Source organism: Paraburkholderia bengalensis (assembly GCF_037126505.1).
GTDB lineage: Bacteria > Pseudomonadota > Gammaproteobacteria > Burkholderiales > Burkholderiaceae > Paraburkholderia > Paraburkholderia bengalensis.
In genome coordinates this window covers 21,152-37,574 of sequence record NZ_JACFYJ010000083.1, presented here as the reverse complement: position 1 = coordinate 37,574, position 16,423 = coordinate 21,152, and the positions used below count along the sequence as shown (strand labels likewise).

General features: G+C 62.6%; 14 protein-coding genes and 1 pseudogene. 2 read left to right on the top strand and 13 right to left on the bottom strand.

The window, feature by feature from the left end:
- From H3V53_RS33155 to gyrA, 13 genes and pseudogenes are all read right to left on the bottom strand, one after another.
- Positions 1–95, bottom strand: a 95-nt coding sequence (locus H3V53_RS33155) for a hypothetical protein (RefSeq protein ID WP_336598229.1), incomplete at its 3' end; no start/stop codon positions are given.
- 81 nt (positions 96–176) lie between these two features.
- Positions 177–1,352 carry a lipopolysaccharide assembly protein LapB gene (gene lapB, locus H3V53_RS33150; RefSeq protein WP_336601444.1) on the bottom strand — a complete coding sequence of 392 codons (1,176 nt, stop codon included), beginning with the start codon at positions 1,350–1,352 and terminating at the stop codon, positions 177–179.
- Positions 1,353–1,409: 57 nt separating this feature from the next.
- Positions 1,410–1,703 (bottom strand): LapA family protein, encoded by a 294-nt coding sequence (locus tag H3V53_RS33145; protein WP_336601443.1) that lies wholly within the window; start codon positions 1,701–1,703, stop codon positions 1,410–1,412.
- A gap of 379 nt (positions 1,704–2,082) precedes the next feature.
- The gene (locus tag H3V53_RS33140) at positions 2,083–2,406 is read right to left on the bottom strand and encodes an integration host factor subunit beta (RefSeq protein ID WP_054927136.1); all 324 of its coding nucleotides are present in this window, start codon (positions 2,404–2,406) and stop codon (positions 2,083–2,085) included.
- 22 nt (positions 2,407–2,428) lie between these two features.
- Positions 2,429–4,159 (bottom strand): 30S ribosomal protein S1, encoded by a 1,731-nt coding sequence (gene rpsA, locus H3V53_RS33135; RefSeq protein WP_336601442.1) that lies wholly within the window; start codon positions 4,157–4,159, stop codon positions 2,429–2,431.
- A 149-nt stretch (positions 4,160–4,308) separates the two neighbouring features.
- Positions 4,309–4,995, bottom strand: coding sequence for a (d)CMP kinase (gene cmk / locus H3V53_RS33130; RefSeq protein WP_336601445.1), 687 nt, complete (start codon positions 4,993–4,995; stop codon positions 4,309–4,311).
- A gap of 46 nt (positions 4,996–5,041) precedes the next feature.
- Positions 5,042–6,346: a 3-phosphoshikimate 1-carboxyvinyltransferase gene (gene aroA / locus H3V53_RS33125; protein ID WP_336601441.1), complete on the bottom strand. Its 1,305-nt coding sequence runs from the start codon at positions 6,344–6,346 to the stop codon at positions 5,042–5,044.
- A 17-nt stretch (positions 6,347–6,363) separates the two neighbouring features.
- Positions 6,364–7,328, bottom strand: a pseudogene (locus H3V53_RS33120) (prephenate dehydrogenase).
- Positions 7,329–7,377: 49 nt separating this feature from the next.
- On the bottom strand, positions 7,378–8,490 hold the full coding sequence (gene hisC, locus H3V53_RS33115) for a histidinol-phosphate transaminase (protein WP_336601440.1): 1,113 nt from the start codon (positions 8,488–8,490) through the stop codon (positions 7,378–7,380).
- Between the two features lie 58 nt (positions 8,491–8,548).
- Positions 8,549–9,631 (bottom strand): prephenate dehydratase, encoded by a 1,083-nt coding sequence (pheA, locus tag H3V53_RS33110; protein ID WP_054916728.1) that lies wholly within the window; start codon positions 9,629–9,631, stop codon positions 8,549–8,551.
- Positions 9,632–9,692: 61 nt separating this feature from the next.
- Positions 9,693–10,775, bottom strand: coding sequence for a 3-phosphoserine/phosphohydroxythreonine transaminase (gene serC / locus H3V53_RS33105; protein ID WP_336601439.1), 1,083 nt, complete (start codon positions 10,773–10,775; stop codon positions 9,693–9,695).
- 227 nt (positions 10,776–11,002) lie between these two features.
- A complete protein-coding gene (locus H3V53_RS33100; RefSeq protein ID WP_054916730.1) occupies positions 11,003–11,611 on the bottom strand; it encodes a DUF2059 domain-containing protein in 609 nt (202 codons plus the stop codon).
- A 123-nt stretch (positions 11,612–11,734) separates the two neighbouring features.
- On the bottom strand, positions 11,735–14,362 hold the full coding sequence (gene gyrA, locus H3V53_RS33095) for a DNA gyrase subunit A (RefSeq protein WP_336601438.1): 2,628 nt from the start codon (positions 14,360–14,362) through the stop codon (positions 11,735–11,737).
- A gap of 513 nt (positions 14,363–14,875) precedes the next feature.
- Between gyrA and ompA the strand changes: the two genes are divergently transcribed.
- Both ompA and ubiG read left to right on the top strand, forming a co-directional pair.
- Entirely contained in the window at positions 14,876–15,523 is a 648-nt protein-coding gene (gene ompA / locus H3V53_RS33090; RefSeq protein WP_012400146.1) for an outer membrane protein OmpA, read from the top strand.
- Positions 15,524–15,711: 188 nt separating this feature from the next.
- Positions 15,712–16,410, top strand: a complete 699-nt coding sequence (ubiG, locus tag H3V53_RS33085; RefSeq protein ID WP_054916732.1) for a bifunctional 2-polyprenyl-6-hydroxyphenol methylase/3-demethylubiquinol 3-O-methyltransferase UbiG — start codon at positions 15,712–15,714, stop codon at positions 16,408–16,410.
- Positions 16,411–16,423 lie beyond the last annotated feature (13 nt).

Genomic DNA, 16,423 nt, shown 5'->3' with positions numbered 1-16,423 from the left:
TCGACGTCCAGACAGAAGACGTCGTTGCCGACCTCGGCCAGACATGCGCCCGTGACGAGACCTACGTAACCCGTGCCGATAATGGTGATTTTCATACGCTTTCCGGTAGGTGATGCCGGTTCAATATTCGATGCTTCGCGGTGGCGACGCGAGGCGCGTTCATGCGCGCACGCGGCTCAGTTCGATGCCGTGATCGGCTCGACGCGGCGCGGCGCATACGTTTCCCAGCCGCTGCAACCCGGGCATTGCCAATAGAACAGCCGCGCCCGGAAGCCGCAATTCTGGCACGTGTACCGCGGCAGATTTTTGGTGCGCTGGCGGATCAGCGTGCGCATCAGCTCGAGCTCGCTGCGGCGCGGCTCCTCGGCGACGGCCTGCTGTGCTTCGAGCAGGCGCGTCATGCCCGCGAGATTCGGCGACTTCTCCATCTGCGTGCGCGCGAGCGCGTGCGCCGCTTCCGGACCGCGCAGTGCCGACACGTACTGATACGCGACGTCGAGCAGATCGTTCGACGGATAACCGTCGACCCACGACGTCAGCAGATCCACGCCCTCTTCCTGACGTCCGATGGCCTCATAAGCCTTCATCAGCTTTTCGGCGACGAGGGGCAGGTATGCTGCGTTCTGCTCCTCGACGCGCCGCCACTGCGCGATCGCCTTCTCGTGCTCGCCAGCCGCCGCATCGACGTCGCCGAACAGGATCGTCGCGCGAACGTTTTGCGGATAAGCCTTCAGCGCGAGATCGAGTTGCCGGCGCGCCTCGTCGGGCTTTTTCTGCTGCAGCGCTTCCTGTGCGAGTTCGCAATGGAAATGGCCGATTTCCTTGTCCAGCGACTCGGCGCCCATGGTCTCGAGCCGGCGCGCGGTCTCGATCGACTTGTTCCAGTCTTTCTCGATCTGATAGATCGTCAGCAGCGCGCGCTGGGCGCCCAGCGCGTAGTCGCCCGATTCCAGCGCGTTGAAAGTCTCTTCAGCGCGGTCGAGCAAGCCCGCCTTCAGGAAGTCCTGTCCCAGCTCATACAGCGCGTGATCCCGCTCGCTGGCGGGCAAGTCCGCCCGGCTCAGCAGGTTCTGGTGCACGCGGATCGCGCGGTCAGTTTCTCCCCGGCGGCGGAACAGGTTACCGAGCGCGAAGTGAAGCTCGATGGTTTCGGGGTCGAGCTTGACGACTTCGATGAACGCGTCAATAGCCTGATCCGGCTGCTCGTTCAACAGAAAGTTTAGGCCGCGAAAATAGGAGCGCGGCAGATTGCTGCTTTCGGACAGCAGCGCCTTGAGGTCGTAGCGCGCAGCCACCCAGCCGAACGCGAACGCGACGGGTATGACGAGCAGCCACCAGAGGTCTAGATCCATGCGAATGTGCGGGAGTGCGAAGGAGGCCGCGCGCCGTGTGCGCGCGGCGGGAAAGGGCTAGATGAGCGGCGGCATCGGCGGCTCTTCGACGACGGCGGGCGTCTCGCGCGCCACGCGCAGTTCGCGCTTGAGGCGACCGTTTTCCAGCCGCAGGCGGAACATCGCCGGCAGTGATGACACGAGGCCCGCCAGCAGGCCCACCACGAAGAACGCCAGGCCGATCAGAATCAACGGCGCCTGCCATGCATACCCGGCGAGGAAATTCAGCGTAGCGCTCTGCGTATTGGACAGTGCCAGCACCAGCAGCAGCACGAATACCAGCACGCGAATCAGCCAGACGATAAATTTCATGTATTGATCTCTTGACGGCGGTTGCGGGATGACGCCGGCTTGATGACGCGTCGCGCCACGGTGTTCGCCCGCGCCGAAGTGACCCGTATTGTAAATGAAGCCCATGAGGACTGGCACAGGCGTGCGGTTTGCCACGCCTTACTGTCGTTTGCGGGCTAAAAAATGCTGCGCCGGTGCGACGATGCGCAGACGGCGGCGCCACGAATCGTTGGGTTGCGCGGCGTTTGGCGTCATAGCGCGCGCCTATTTTTGAAGTGGGCCGCCCGCGCAACGGACGAAAAAAAAAGCGCCCGAAGGCGCTTTTTCTGGTCAATGCCAACTGACTGAACCAGTCACCGGCGAACTTCAACCTGACTGCGATATGCCTCGCAGAGCCGGCTCAAAGATCGTCGTCCGCGGATTCAGCCTTCAACGGCTCGCCCGCGCGACGATCGACGCGCTCACGCAACTCTTTGCCTGGCTTGAAGTGCGGTACGTGCTTCTCAGGCACCAACACCTTTTCGCCCGATTTCGGGTTGCGCCCGACGCGGGATGGACGGCGGTTCAGGCCGAAGCTGCCGAAGCCGCGTATTTCGATGCGGTGACCGTTCGCCAAGGCGTCCGACATCGCATCGAGCATCGTCTTCACCGCGAAATCCGCATCTTTGAGGACAAGTTGCGGAAATCGCGTTGCCAGCTGGGCGACCAATTCCGATTTGGTCATACTGCAGCAGACCTCTTGGGGCTTACTGGTTCTGGCCGTCGAGCTTGGCCTTCAGCAGCGCGCCCAGGTTGGTCGTGCCGCTTGCTGCCGAGCTGGTGTCAGCTTGCAGGCCGCGCATCGCTTCCTGCTGCTCAGCCGAATCCTTCGCCTTGATCGACAGGTTGATGCCGCGCGACTTGCGGTCGATGTTGATGATCATCGCATTGACCTTGTCGCCTTCCTTCAGCACGTTGCGCGCGTCTTCCACGCGGTCTTGCGCGATTTCCGAAGCGCGCAGGTAGCCTTCGACGTCAGCCGTCAGCTGGACCACTGCACCCTTCGCGTCAACCGTCTTCACCACGCCGTCAACGATCGAACCCTTGTCGTTCATTGCAACGAAGTTGCTGAACGGGTCGCCTTCGAGCTGCTTGATACCCAGCGAAATGCGTTCCTTCTCGACGTCGATGCCGAGAACGATCGCTTCCACTTCGTCGCCCTTCTTGTACTTGCGAACAGCTTCTTCGCCCGTTTCCGACCACGACAGGTCCGACAGGTGAACCAGACCGTCGATGCCGCCGGGCAGACCGATGAACACGCCGAAGTCGGTGATCGACTTGATTGCGCCCTGGATCTTGTCGCCCTTCTTGAAGTTGCGGCTGAAGTCGTCCCACGGGTTCGGCTTGCACTGCTTCATGCCGAGGCTGATACGGCGGCGGTCTTCGTCGATTTCGAGAACCATGACTTCGACTTCGTCGCCCAGCTGCACGACCTTCGACGGTGCAACGTTCTTGTTCGTCCAGTCCATTTCCGACACGTGGACGAGGCCTTCGATGCCCGACTCGACTTCAACGAACGCGCCGTAGTCGGTGATGTTCGTGACCTTGCCGAACAGACGCGTGCCCGACGGGTAACGGCGCGAGATGCCTTCCCACGGATCGTCGCCCAGTTGCTTGATACCGAGCGAAACGCGGTTCTTTTCCTGGTCGAACTTGAGGATCTTTGCCGTGACTTCCTGGCCAACCGACAGCACTTCCGACGGGTGACGCACGCGACGCCATGCGATATCTGTGATGTGCAGCAGGCCGTCGATGCCGCCGAGGTCCACGAACGCGCCGTAGTCGGTGATGTTCTTGACCACGCCTTCGACGATCGCGCCTTCCTTCAGCGTTTCGAGCAGCTTTGCGCGCTCTTCGCCCTGGGTCGCTTCGATCACAGCGCGGCGCGACAGCACCACGTTGTTACGCTTGCGGTCCAGCTTGATGACGCGGAATTCCAGCGTCTTGCCTTCGTACGGCGTCGTGTCCTTGACAGGGCGCGTGTCGACCAGCGAGCCCGGCAGGAACGCACGGATGCCGTTGACCATGACGGTCATGCCGCCCTTGACCTTGCCCGTGATGGTGCCCGTCACGAGTTCGTTGTTGTCGAGGGCTTTTTCCAGCGACAGCCACGAAGCCAGACGCTTCGCCTTGTCGCGCGACAGGATGGTGTCGCCATAGCCGTTTTCCAGCGCGTCGATCGCGACGGAAACGAAGTCGCCCGCCTGCACTTCTACCTCGCCCGCGTCATTCAGGAACTCTTCGAGCGGGATGTAGGCTTCGGACTTGAGACCAGCGTTGACGACCACGAAGTTGTGGTCGACACGCACGACTTCGGCGGAGATCACTTCGCCAGCGCGCATGTCCTGCTTGGTCAGCGACTCTTCGAACAGAGCCGCAAAAGATTCGGTATTCGGGGTAGAGGTTTGCAGGTCGGACATAAAAATCTGAATTTGCATGGTTTTCGCAGCGTCAGGTGAACCACCACGGTTCAGCACTACGGCAAAGGAGCGAAAGCCATACGGGGTTAAGGGTTAACAATTGCTTCGCGTTTCATCGCAAAGCGCCTACACGACAACAAAACAACCTTGATGCGAGCGTTCCGCGTTCAGCTTTGCGGAACCAGCGCCCGGTACCACTGCACCACCTGTTCGACCGCCTGGTCGACCGACAATGCGGAGGTGTCGAGCATCTGCGCATCCGCTGCGGGCTTGAGCGGCGCGGCTGTGCGCTGACTGTCGCGCTCGTCGCGTTCACGCAAATCCCGGAGCAAGTCATCCATATTAGCAGAAAAACCTTTTTGGATCAATTGCTTATGCCGGCGGGCTGCGCGGGCCTCGACACTAGCCGTCAAAAACACCTTCAAAGACGCGTCAGGAAAGATCACGGTGCCCATGTCGCGGCCGTCCGCGACCAGACCCGGCGGCTTGCGAAAAGCCCGCTGACGAGCCACCAGCGCGGCCCTGACGGGTGCGTGGATGGCGATTGCCGACGCCCGGTTGCCGATTTCCTCGGCGCGAATGTCGGTTGAGACGTCGGCGCCGTCGAGTTGCGCAATGCCTTCGCGAAAAGTGATATGGAGGTCGCCGACCAGTTTTGCAAGCGCGTCGGCGTCATCCGCGTCGATGTCGTAGCGCACGCTGGCGAGCGCCGCCAGCCTGTAAAGCGCGCCGCTGTCGAGCAGGTGGAAGCCGAGTTCGGCGGCGACGAGCGCGGCCACCGTGCCCTTGCCGGAGGCGGTCGGGCCGTCGATCGTAATGACGGGCGTCTGGTGAAAGGGACGAGTCGGTTTCATCGGAAAGTTCGCCCGCCGGATTGGGCGGCGGATGTTGTCAATGCAGTCACGGTTGAGCGAGCGCAAGGAAGCGCTCGAAATAATCGGGGAACGTCTTGCCGACGCATTTCGGATCATTGATCCGCACGGGCACGCCGCCCAGGCTCACCAGCGAGAAGCACATCGCCATCCGGTGATCGTCATAGGTGTCGATCGCGGCGTTCGGCGTCAGCTTTTCAGGCGGCGTCACGACGAGGAAATCCTCGCCCTCCTGCACCTTCGCGCCCACTTTGCGCAGTTCGGTCGCCATCGCGGCAATGCGGTCGGTTTCCTTCACGCGCCAGCTCCCGATGTTGCGCAGCGTGGTGGTGCCGTCTGCGAACAGCGCGGCGACGGCGATCGTCATGGCCGCGTCGGGAATCAGGTTGAAGTCCATGTCGATGGGATCGAGCTTGCCGTGGTCGTTGCCGACGCCGCGCACCTCGATCCAGTCGTCGCCCATCGTCACGTTCGCGCCCATTTTCATCAGCGCGGTCGCAAAGCCGACGTCGCCCTGAATGCTGGCGCGCCCCACGCCTTCGACCCGCAGCGGTCCGCCGCCGAGCGCGCCCGCGGCCAGAAAATACGACGCCGATGACGCATCGCCTTCCACCATGATCTTGCCCGGCGACTGATAACGCACCCCGCTCGGAATCGTGAAGCGCTCCCAGCCGAAGCGCTCGACCTTGATGCCGAAACGCGCCATCAGCGCGATTGTGATCTCGATATAGGGCTTCGAAATCAGCTCGCCCGCCACTTCGACGACCGTCTCGCCGCTTGCCGTCTTGACGAGGGGCAGCGTCATCAGCAGCGCCGTCAGGAACTGGCTCGACACGTCGCCGCGCACGCGGATCGGCGCATCGACGGTAATCTGCGCCGGACGGATGCGCAGCGGCGGAAAACCCTCGTTCTCTTCGTAGTCGATCTTCGCGCCGATCTGCCGCAGCCCGTCGACGAGATCGCCGATCGGCCGCTCGTGCATGCGCGGCACGCCGTGAATCCGGTAATCGCCGCCGTTCACGGCCAGCGCCGCCGTCAGCGGACGCACTGCCGTGCCCGCGTTGCCGAGGAACAGATCGGCGCGCGCGGCGGGCAGCGCGCCACGCGTGCCCGTCACGACACAGGTGTCGCCGTCACGTTTCAGCTTGACGCCGAGCTTTTCGAGCGCATCGAGCATCACACGCGTGTCGTCGGAATCGAGCAGATTCGTGATCGTCGTCTCGCCCTCGGCCAACGCCGCGAGCAGCAGCACGCGGTTCGAAATGCTCTTCGAGCCAGGCAGACGGACAGTGCCGGACGCACGGGAAAAGGGTCCGAGATCGAGATGTTCCATGTGAATTCCAATGTCCTTTATTTCGACGCGTCGTCGGTGGCCGAACGCTCGGGCGACGGCTGCTCGGCCGCCTGTTGCGACGACGCGGCGCGCTCCTGCCACTCGCTGCGCGCGGCGCGCGAGCGCGCGAACACGGCTTCGAGTGTCGCGCCGTCGCCGGCTTCGATGGCTGCGCGCAAGCGCGCGAGCACGGCCGTATAGCCGTCGATTTCGTCGAGCAACGCCGCGCGGTTCGCCACACAGACGTCGCGCCACATTTCGGGGCTCGACGCGGCAATGCGCGTGAAGTCGCGGAAGCCGCCCGCCGCGAAAGAGAACTTCAGCGCCGCGTCCGATGAATGAAGAATCTGCTCGACCAGCGCGAACGACAACACGTGCGGCAAATGGCTGACGGACGCGAACACGCGATCATGCTGTTCCGGCGACATCGCGTGCACGCTCGCGCCCGTCGCGCGCCACATCGCGGCAACCCGTTCGACGTCCGCTGGCGCGTTCTCCGGCAACGCGCACAGCACGACGTTGCGGTTCACGTACAGGTCGGGCAGCGCCGCGTCGACGCCGCTCGATTCGCGGCCGGCAATGGGATGGCCCGGGACGACTGGCCGATGCGCTCGAGCGCGCGCTGCAGCGCGCGCACGACGTCGGACTTCGTGCTGCCCGCGTCGGTGACGACGGTCGACGGCTCGAGAAACGGCGCGATGCGCTCGAGCAGCGCGAGCAGCGCGAGCAGCGCGAGCAGCACCACATCGGCGCCTGCGAGCGCGTCGCGCAACGCCGCGTCGTCGGCGAGCGACGCGCTCGCGTCGATCACGCCGAGTTCCAGCGCGCGCTCAGTCGATGCCGCCGAGCGCCCCACGCCGATCACGCGACGCGTGCCGCCCACTTTGCCGCGCTCGCGCAACGCGCGCGCCAACGACCCGCCGATTAGCCCGACGCCGAAAATCACCAGTTTGTCGAAAGAAAACGCTGCCACGTCAGTCACAGAAAAAACGCGCCTCGCTTCGATGAGGCGCGCGGATTGCATTGAACGCTCAGGCCGTTGCCAGCGTCTTTTCGAGCGCCGCGATGAACGCGTCGTTTTCTTCCGGCAAGCCGATCGTCACGCGCAGCCACTGCGGCAGACCGTAGTTGCCCACCGGCCGCACGATCACGCCCTGCTTCAGCAGCTCCAGATTCACCCGATTGCCCGCGCCGTCGTCATTGCCGACGCGCACCAGCACGAAGTTGCCATGCGACGGCACGTATTCGAGACCGAGCCGGTCGAACGCGTCCGTGAGGCGGCGGTAGCCCTGGGCGTTCAGTTCCGCGCTCTTTTGCAGGAACGGCTTGTCGTTCAGGGCGGCGATCGCGGCGGCTTGCGCGAGCGTGTTCACGTTGAACGGCTGACGCAGACGGTTCATCAGATCGGTCAGTTCCGGCTGCGCAATCGCAAGACCGACGCGCAGGCCCGCGAGGCCGAACGCCTTCGAGAACGTGCGCGACACCAGCAGATTCGGATAGCGGCGCACCCACGCGATCGAGTCGTAGCGCTGGTCGGCGCTCAGGTATTCCGTGTACGCCTCGTCCAGCACGACAGCCACGTGGCGCGGCACCTTAGCGAGGAACGCTTCGATCGTCGGGCCGTCGATGAACGTGCCCGTCGGATTGTTCGGGTTCGCGACGAACACGAGGCGCGTGTCGTCGCTGATCGCGGCGAGCATGGCGTCGAGATCATGGCCGTACCTGACGGCGGGCACGACGATCGCGCGCGCGCCGATGCCTTGCGTCGCCAGCGCGTACACGGCGAACGAGTACTGCGCGTAGACGACCGACTGGCTCTTCTCGACGAACGCGTGCGCAGCCAGTTCCAGGATGTCGTTGCTGCCGTTACCGAGCGTGATCCAGTCGGCGGGCACGTCGTAGTGCGCGGCGAGCGCAGCCTTCAGTTCGAAGCCGTTCGCGTCCGGATAGCGGCCTAGTTCGCTTGCGGCTTGCGCCATCGCCGTCTTCGCTGACTCGGGCATGCCGAGCGGGTTTTCGTTCGACGCGAGCTTCACGATCCGCGCTTCGTCCAGCCCGAATTCGCGCGCGACTTCCGAGATCGGCTTGCCAGCCACGTAGGGCGCGATCGCGCGAACATAGGACGGACCGAAAGACGTTGTCATAAATATCTCCGGAAAGCTCTTAATCAGGCTTGCTTGTTGAGGGCAAAACAAAGGCGTATCAGCGTGCGCGCGGATACGAACCGAGAATTTTCAGGAAGTCGGCTTTCTGGCCGAGTTCGGCGAGCGCGGCTTGCACCGACGCGTCATCGCGATGGCCTTCGATGTCGATGTAGAAGTAGTACTCCCACGTACCGACGCGCGCGGGACGCGACTCGAAGCGAGTCATCGACACGCCGTGTCGCGCGAGCGGCTCCAGCAGCTTGAACATTGCGCCGGGCTCGTTCGCCACCGACACGATCAGCGACGTTTTGTCATTGCCGCTCGCGCCCGTCGGCTGCTTGCCGATCATCACGAAGCGCGTGCGATTGTGCGGATCGTCCTGGATCAGCGCGTAGGCGACCTGCAGGCCGTATTGCGTTGCCGCGCGGTCGCCGGCAATGGCGGCGATGGTGGGATCTTGCGCCGCCATGCGCGCGGCTTCGGCGTTGCTCGACACGGCCTGGCGCTCGACGTGCGGCGCGTGCGTGGACAGCCAGCGCTGGCACTGCGCCAGCGCCTGCGCGTGCGCGCATACGCGCGTCACGCCTGTCAGGCCGCCGTTGAGGGTCAGCAGATTGTGATGGATGGGCAACGCCAGTTCGCCGCCGATCAGCAGTTGAGTTTGCAGCAGCAGATCGAGCGTGCGCGACACCGCGCCTTCCGTCGAATTCTCGATGGGAACGACGCCGAATTCCGCGCCGCCCGCCTCGACGGAGCGGAACACTTCGTCGATGGACGAACACGGCAGCCCTTCGATCGACTGGCCGAAATACTCGTGCATCGCCTGCTCGCTGTAAGTGCCGGCCGGGCCGAGATAGGCGGCCGTCAAGTTCTTTTCCAGCGCACGGCTCGCGGCCATGATTTCGCGCCAGATCGCGCTGATGTGCTCGCCTGCAAGCGGCCCTGCGCTCATGTCCTGCAGCCGCGCGATTACCTGCTGCTCGCGCTCCGGACGAAACACGGGCGCATTGAAATGTTTCTTGACCTCGCCGACTTCGAGCGCGACGGCGGCGCGCTGATTCAGAAGCGCGATCAGCTGCGCGTCGATCGCGTCGATGCGTTCGCGCAGCGGTTTGAGTTGGGAATTGAGTTCGTCGTCCATGCCTGTTGCGGCCAGTTCGGGGCCAGTTCGAAAGAGGATGCGCGCGCCGCGACCCGTGGTATCACGCGCTGCGCTGTTCGAATTCCCTCATGTACTCGACAAGCGCTTTGACGCCTTCGATCGGCACCGCGTTGTAAATTGACGCCCGCATGCCGCCGACGGACTTGTGGCCCTTCAGCTGCACCAGCCCGCGCGCTTTCGCGCCGGCCAGGAAATCTTCGTTGCGCGACTCGTCGGCGAGGAAAAACGGTACGTTCATCCGCGACCGCGCGTTGCGCTCGACCTTGTTCAGATAGAAGCTTGACGAATCGATGGTGTCGTACAGCAGCTTCGCCTTTTCGACGTTGCGTGCCTCGATCGCCGTGAGACCGCCCAGCTTCTTCAACCACTTGAACACCAGCCCGGCGATGTAGATCGCGTACGTGGGCGGCGTGTTGTACATCGAATTGTTCAGTGCAACCGTTTTCCACTCGAACGCCGACGGACAGATCGCCATCGAGCGCTCCAACAGGTCTTCGCGCACGATCACCACTGTCACGCCCGCCATGCCGATGTTCTTCTGCGCGCCGCCGAACAGCACGCCGTATTTGGCGATGTTCATTGGACGCGACAGAATGTGCGACGACGCGTCCGCCACGAGCGGAATGTCGCCGAGATCGGGGATCTCAAACGTTTCGACGCCGTGGATCGTCTCGTTCGTGCACAGGTGGACGTAGGCGGGGTCGTCAGAGAGCTTCCATTCCGCGCGCGGCGGCACGTGCGTGAAGCCGTCTGGCGTTTCGCCGCTCGCCGCGAGATTGACCGTGCCGTATTTCTGCGCTTCCTTGAACGACTTCTGCGACCACGAGCCCGTCACGACGAAGTCGGCGCGCGCCTTGCGGCCCATCAGGTTCATCGGCACGATCGCGTTCTCGCCGAGTCCGCCGCCTTGCAGAAAGAGAATCTGATGGCTTGACGGCACTTGCAGCAATTCGCGCAGGTCAGTCAGCGCCTCTTCATGAATCGTCATGAACTCTTTGCCGCGATGGCTCATTTCCATCACGCTCATGCCGCTACCGCGCCAATCGAGCATCTCGTCGGCTGCCTGGCGCAGCACTTCTTCGGGCATGGCCGCCGGACCGGCGGAGAAATTGAAGACGCGCATCGTGGAAACCCTGCGTGAGAACCCCGGAAACAGGCGCGCGGCATGGAAAAGAACCGGAAACCGCGCCTGAAAGAAAAATGGCCGTCTGCGCACAAGCGCAAACAGCCATTATCGCATTGACGCTCAAAACCCGCCAAACCTCGGCGATTCAAGGGGATTTCGCGAATTCCCTCATCTTGCCTCCGTTGGCAGACGTCCTGGCGCCGTTCAGCCTCGCTCGACCTTGCTTACTTCGCCGGCTTGACGGACGCGACTTCCTTGTCAGCCTGGTCGCGCGTTGCCTTGATCGATTGCGGCATGTACTTCTGCATCAGACCGTTCACGACGTCGCGGCCAACCTGGTCTTGCACCTGGATGAACTTGCGGCCCGTCGGGCTCTTGTAGAAGTTGGTCAGGTCGTTGATTTCCTGCGTGCTGTAGTACTTCGCGTAAGCGTCGTACTGAGCTTGCATGGCGTCCTGCTTGAATGCGTCCGTGGCGAAAACCTGGCCTGCCGAGTCAACCAGCTTCGGCACAGCGTTCTTCTGCAGGGCCGGGACGGAAGCCTGCTTTTGCTTGTCCGTCATCGTCTTGTTTTCCGACAGGGCATCCGACAGGATGGCCGGGACGAGCTGCTTGGCCTGCATCTGCGCGCTGTTGCCGATTGCACCGACCAGCTTCTGTGCGTCGATCGCGTCGAGCAGATTCTTGATGGCGGCTTGCTTGGCGGGATCAACGGGTGCAGCAGCCGCAGCGGGAGCAGCCGGCGCCGGCTGCTGGTTTTGCAGCGCTTGCGCCATCGCGAGCGTCGGCACGAAAGCGGCCAGGACCATCAACTGCTTGAAACGTTTTTGCATCACTACTCCCTAAGAGAAATTAACCTAACTGCTCGACCGCGCCAGCGGCGCATCGGCCCGATGCGCCTCATCATCACAGGGCCCGCGCGGTCTTACGCATCACTTGAGAAGCTTCACTGCGGATTACGGCGCGTCGCTTTCGTCACCATTCGCGTCGTCCGCGGGTACGTCGGCATCGCCGTCCACGTCAGCTTCCGCTTCGGCAATCTGTTGCAGACCGGAAAGCTTGGTACCTTCATCAAGGCTGATGAGTGTAACACCTTGCGTTGCGCGGCCCATTTCTCGAATTTCCGACACGCGCGTGCGGATCAGCACGCCCGTGTTGGTGATCAACATGATCTGCGCTTCCGGGTCGACGAGCGTTGCGGCAACCACCTTGCCGTTGCGCTCGGACGTCTGGATCGCGATCATGCCCTTTGTGCCGCGGCCGTGACGCGTGTACTCCAGAATCGGCGTGCGCTTGCCGTAACCGTTTTCCGTCGCCGTCAGCACCGACTGCTGCTCGTCGCCGGCAACCAGCAATGCAATCACCTGCTGACCATCTTCGAGCTGCATGCCGCGCACGCCGCGCGCCTCGCGACCCATCGGGCGAACATCGTTTTCGTCGAAGCGCACCGCCTTGCCCGAATCGGAGAACAGCATCACGTCGTGCTCGCCGTCCGTGATGGCCGCGCCGATCAGGTAATCGCCGTCGTCCAGACCGACGGCAATGATGCCCTTCTTCAGCGGACGGCTGAACGCCTCGAGCGGCGTCTTCTTCACAGTGCCGAGCGCCGTCGCCATGAAAACGAACTTGTCGGCCGAAAATTCCTTCACCGGCAGCACGACCGTGATCTTTTCGCCTTCCTGCAGCGGGAACATGTTGACGATCGGACGGCCACGCGAATTGCGCGAGCCCTGCGGCACTTCATAAACCTTCAGCCAGTAGACGCGGCCGCGGTTCGAGAAGCACAGAATGTGATCGTGCGTGTTCGCGATGAAGAGCGTGTCGATCCAGTCGTCGTCCTTCATCTGCGTTGCCTGCTTGCCGCGACCTCCGCGCTTCTGGGCGCGATATTCGGACAACGGCTGCGATTTTACGTAACCCGCGTGCGACATCGTCACGACCATGTCCTGCGGCGTGATGAGGTCTTCCGTATTCAGCTCGGTCGCGTTCATCTCGATCTTCGAGCGGCGTTCGTCGCCAAATTCGCTCTTGATCGTGCTGAGTTCGTCGAAGATGATGGAAGTTATGCGCTCCGGACGCGCGAGGATATCCAGCAGGTCGGCGATCTGGGCCATCACGTCGCGGTACTCGCCAATGATCTTGTCCTGCTCGAGACCCGTCAGGCGCTGCAGGCGCATCTGGAGAATTTCCTGCGCCTGCGTGTCCGACAGACGGTACAAACCGTCCGCCTGCATGCCGTACGCCGGGTTCAGCCCTTCCGGACGGTATGCCGCGCGGCCGCCCGACGAAGCATTGTCGCTTTCCGCGCGCTGCAGCATCTCGCGCACGATCGACGAATCCCACGAGCGGTCCATCAGCTCCTGCTTCGCGATGGGCGGCGTCGGCGCGGCCTTGATGATCGCGATGAAGTCGTCGATGTTGGCGAGCGCGACAGCGAGGCCTTCCAGCACATGGCCGCGCTCGCGCGCCTTGCGCAACTCGAAAACAGTGCGCCGCGTCAGCACTTCCCGACGGTGCGACAGGAAATGCGACAGCATTTCCTTCAGGTTCAGCAGCTTCGGCTGGCCGTCGACCAGCGCGACCATGTTCATGCCGAACGTGTCCTGGAGCTGCGTTGCCTTATATAGATTGTTGAGGATGACCTCAGGCACTTCGCCGCGCTTCAGCTCGATCACCACGCGCATACCGCTCTTGTCGGACTCGTCGCGAATGTCTGAGATGCCTTCGAGCTTTTTCTCATTCACCAGCTCGGCGATCCGTTCGAGCAGCGAACGCTTGTTCACCTGATACGGCAGTTCGTCGACGATGATCGCCATGCGCTGGCCGCGATCGATCTCTTCGAAGTGCGTGGCCGCGCGCATCACGACGCGCCCGCGCCCTGTGCGGTAGCCGTCGCGCACACCCGCGACGCCGTAGATGATGCCCGCCGTCGGAAAGTCTGGCGCGGGCACGATCTCGATCAGCTCGTCGATCGTCGCTTCCGGGTTCTTCAGCAGATGATGGCAGGCGTCGACGATTTCGGTCAGGTTGTGCGGCGGGATGTTCGTCGCCATGCCGACGGCGATGCCCGACGAGCCGTTGATCAGCAGGTTGGGAATGCGCGCAGGCAGGATGGTCGGCTCGTTTTCACTGCCGTCGTAGTTCGGCTGGAAGTCGACCGTTTCCTTGTCGATATCGGCGAGCAGTTCGTGGCCGATCTTGGCCATGCGGATTTCGGTGTAACGCATGGCCGCGGCGTTGTCGCCGTCGACCGAACCGAAGTTGCCCTGCCCGTCGACCAGCATGTAGCGCAGCGAAAAGTCCTGCGCCATGCGGACGATCGTGTCGTATACAGCCGAGTCACCGTGCGGGTGGTACTTACCGATCACGTCGCCGACGATACGCGCCGACTTCTTGTACGCCCGGTTCCAGTCGTTGTTCAGCTCGTGCATGGCATACAGCACGCGCCGGTGAACCGGCTTCAGACCATCTCGGACATCGGGAAGCGCGCGCCCTACGATCACGCTCATCGCGTACTCGATATACGAGCGGCGCATTTCCTCCTCTAGGGAGATTGGTAGAGTCTCTTTGGCGAATTGATCCATTGTCCGTATCGTTTACGCGCGAAGACGATGAGGGAAACGCGTTCTTCACCCCACCGCTTGGGCCTACCCCTGTGCGCGCGCCTGCAACAATCCGCAAACGCGCATCACGCGATTCTACCATGCGGCGCAACCGCTCCCGCCGACCTGCGTATACCTATTAGTGGGACGCCGAAAAACGGCACCTGGAAGCACCTCGCGCGCGACGCGGCCAGGCCCGAAAAATGCTCACCTCCAGGCCGCGCAAAACGGCCTCCGGCGGGCTCTTGACGAACGTGACACCGTTTGTTGCGCATGCACCACATTCGACCGGGCTCGACTATGGGGGGAGGATTTTTTTATCGTCGGAAGGGAACGATATGGCAAAATGCGAACGCACAAAGTTAGACACGGCTCGAAGTCTACACACAGCGGCGTTCGCGCCACACCGATGTTATACTTCGAGCAATGTATGACTGGTCTTCGTCAACAGGCTCGCAGTAAACCTGCGGTAATCTCAATTTCGAGAGGAGAAATATGAATAAACTTTCAAAGCTCGCGTTCATTGCAGCTACCGCAGTTATGGCTGCATCCGCTTCGGCACAGTCGGTGCCGGCGTCGCGACAAGCCACGAACGACAACTGGGTGAACGGCACCGGCGAATACGTGTGGATGAACGGCACGAACGAGCTTTGCTGGCGCGATGCGTTCTGGACGCCGGCAACGGCTAACGCAAAGTGCGATGGCGCACTGGTCGCGCAAGCACCGACGCCGCCGGCACCGGCGCCCGTCGCTCCCGCAATCACCAGCCAGAAAATCACATACCAGGCTGACACGCTGTTCGACTTCGACAAGGCTATCCTGAAGCCGGCTGGCAAGGAAAAGCTGGACGACCTGGCATCGAAGATTCAAGGCCTGAACCTGGAAGTCGTTGTGGCCACGGGCTACACGGACCGCATCGGTTCGGACAAGTACAACGACCGTCTGTCGCTGCGTCGTGCACAAGCTGTCAAGGCATACCTGGTCAGCAAGGGCATCGAAGCCAACCGCATCTACACGGAAGGCAAGGGCAAGCGCAACCCGGTCACGACCGGTTGCAACCAGAAGAACCGCAAGCAACTCATCGCCTGCCTCGCACCGGATCGTCGCGTGGAAGTCGAAGTTGTCGGTACTTCGAAGCAGTAAGCTACAGAACACGGCAATATCAAGCCCCGCTTCGGCGGGGCTTTTTTATGTGCATCGCCAGCAAGCTCCACCGCGAGTAGAAACGCATTCCCGGCGGCTCCGGCGCCTTTTTGCCGCCCGGTTCGCTGCCCTATATACTCAGGGTTTCTCCGATCCACCGCTCCATCCGCCTCCGAGACGTCTCCGTCATGACCAACGCCGATCCCCACGAACTACAGAAATTCAGCGATCTCGCGCATCGCTGGTGGGACCCGAATGCCGAGTTCAAGCCTTTGCATGAACTGAATCCGGTGCGGCTCAACTGGATTGACGCGCACGCGCACCTCGCCGGCAAACGCGTCCTCGATATCGGCTGCGGCGGCGGAATCCTGTCGGAATCGATGGCGACGTTGGGCGCCGACGTGAAGGGGATTGACCTGTCTCACGAAGCGCTGGGTGTCGCGGATCTTCACAGCCTTGAAAGCGGGGTAACGGTAAATTACGAGGAGATCGCGGCCGAAGCGCTCGCAGCCCGCGAGCCTGCATCGTTCGACGTGGTGACGTGCATGGAAATGCTCGAGCACGTGCCCGATCCGTCAAAGGTCGTCGAAGCATGCAAGACGCTCGTGAAACCTGGCGGCTGGGTGTTCTTCTCCACGCTCAATCGCAACGTGAAGTCCTACCTGCTGGCGGTGATCGGCGCGGAGTACCTTGCGCGCATGCTGCCGAAGGGCACGCACGACTACGCGCGCTTCATCCGGCCGTCGGAGCTGGCCGGCTTCGCGCGCGCGGCGGGCCTGCATACCGCGGACATCAAGGGCATCACCTACAACCCGCTCACCAAGCATTTCGGCCTCTCGGGCGACACGGACGTCAACTATATGCTGGCGTGCCGTCGCGAAGCCTGAGCGATCCGCGCCC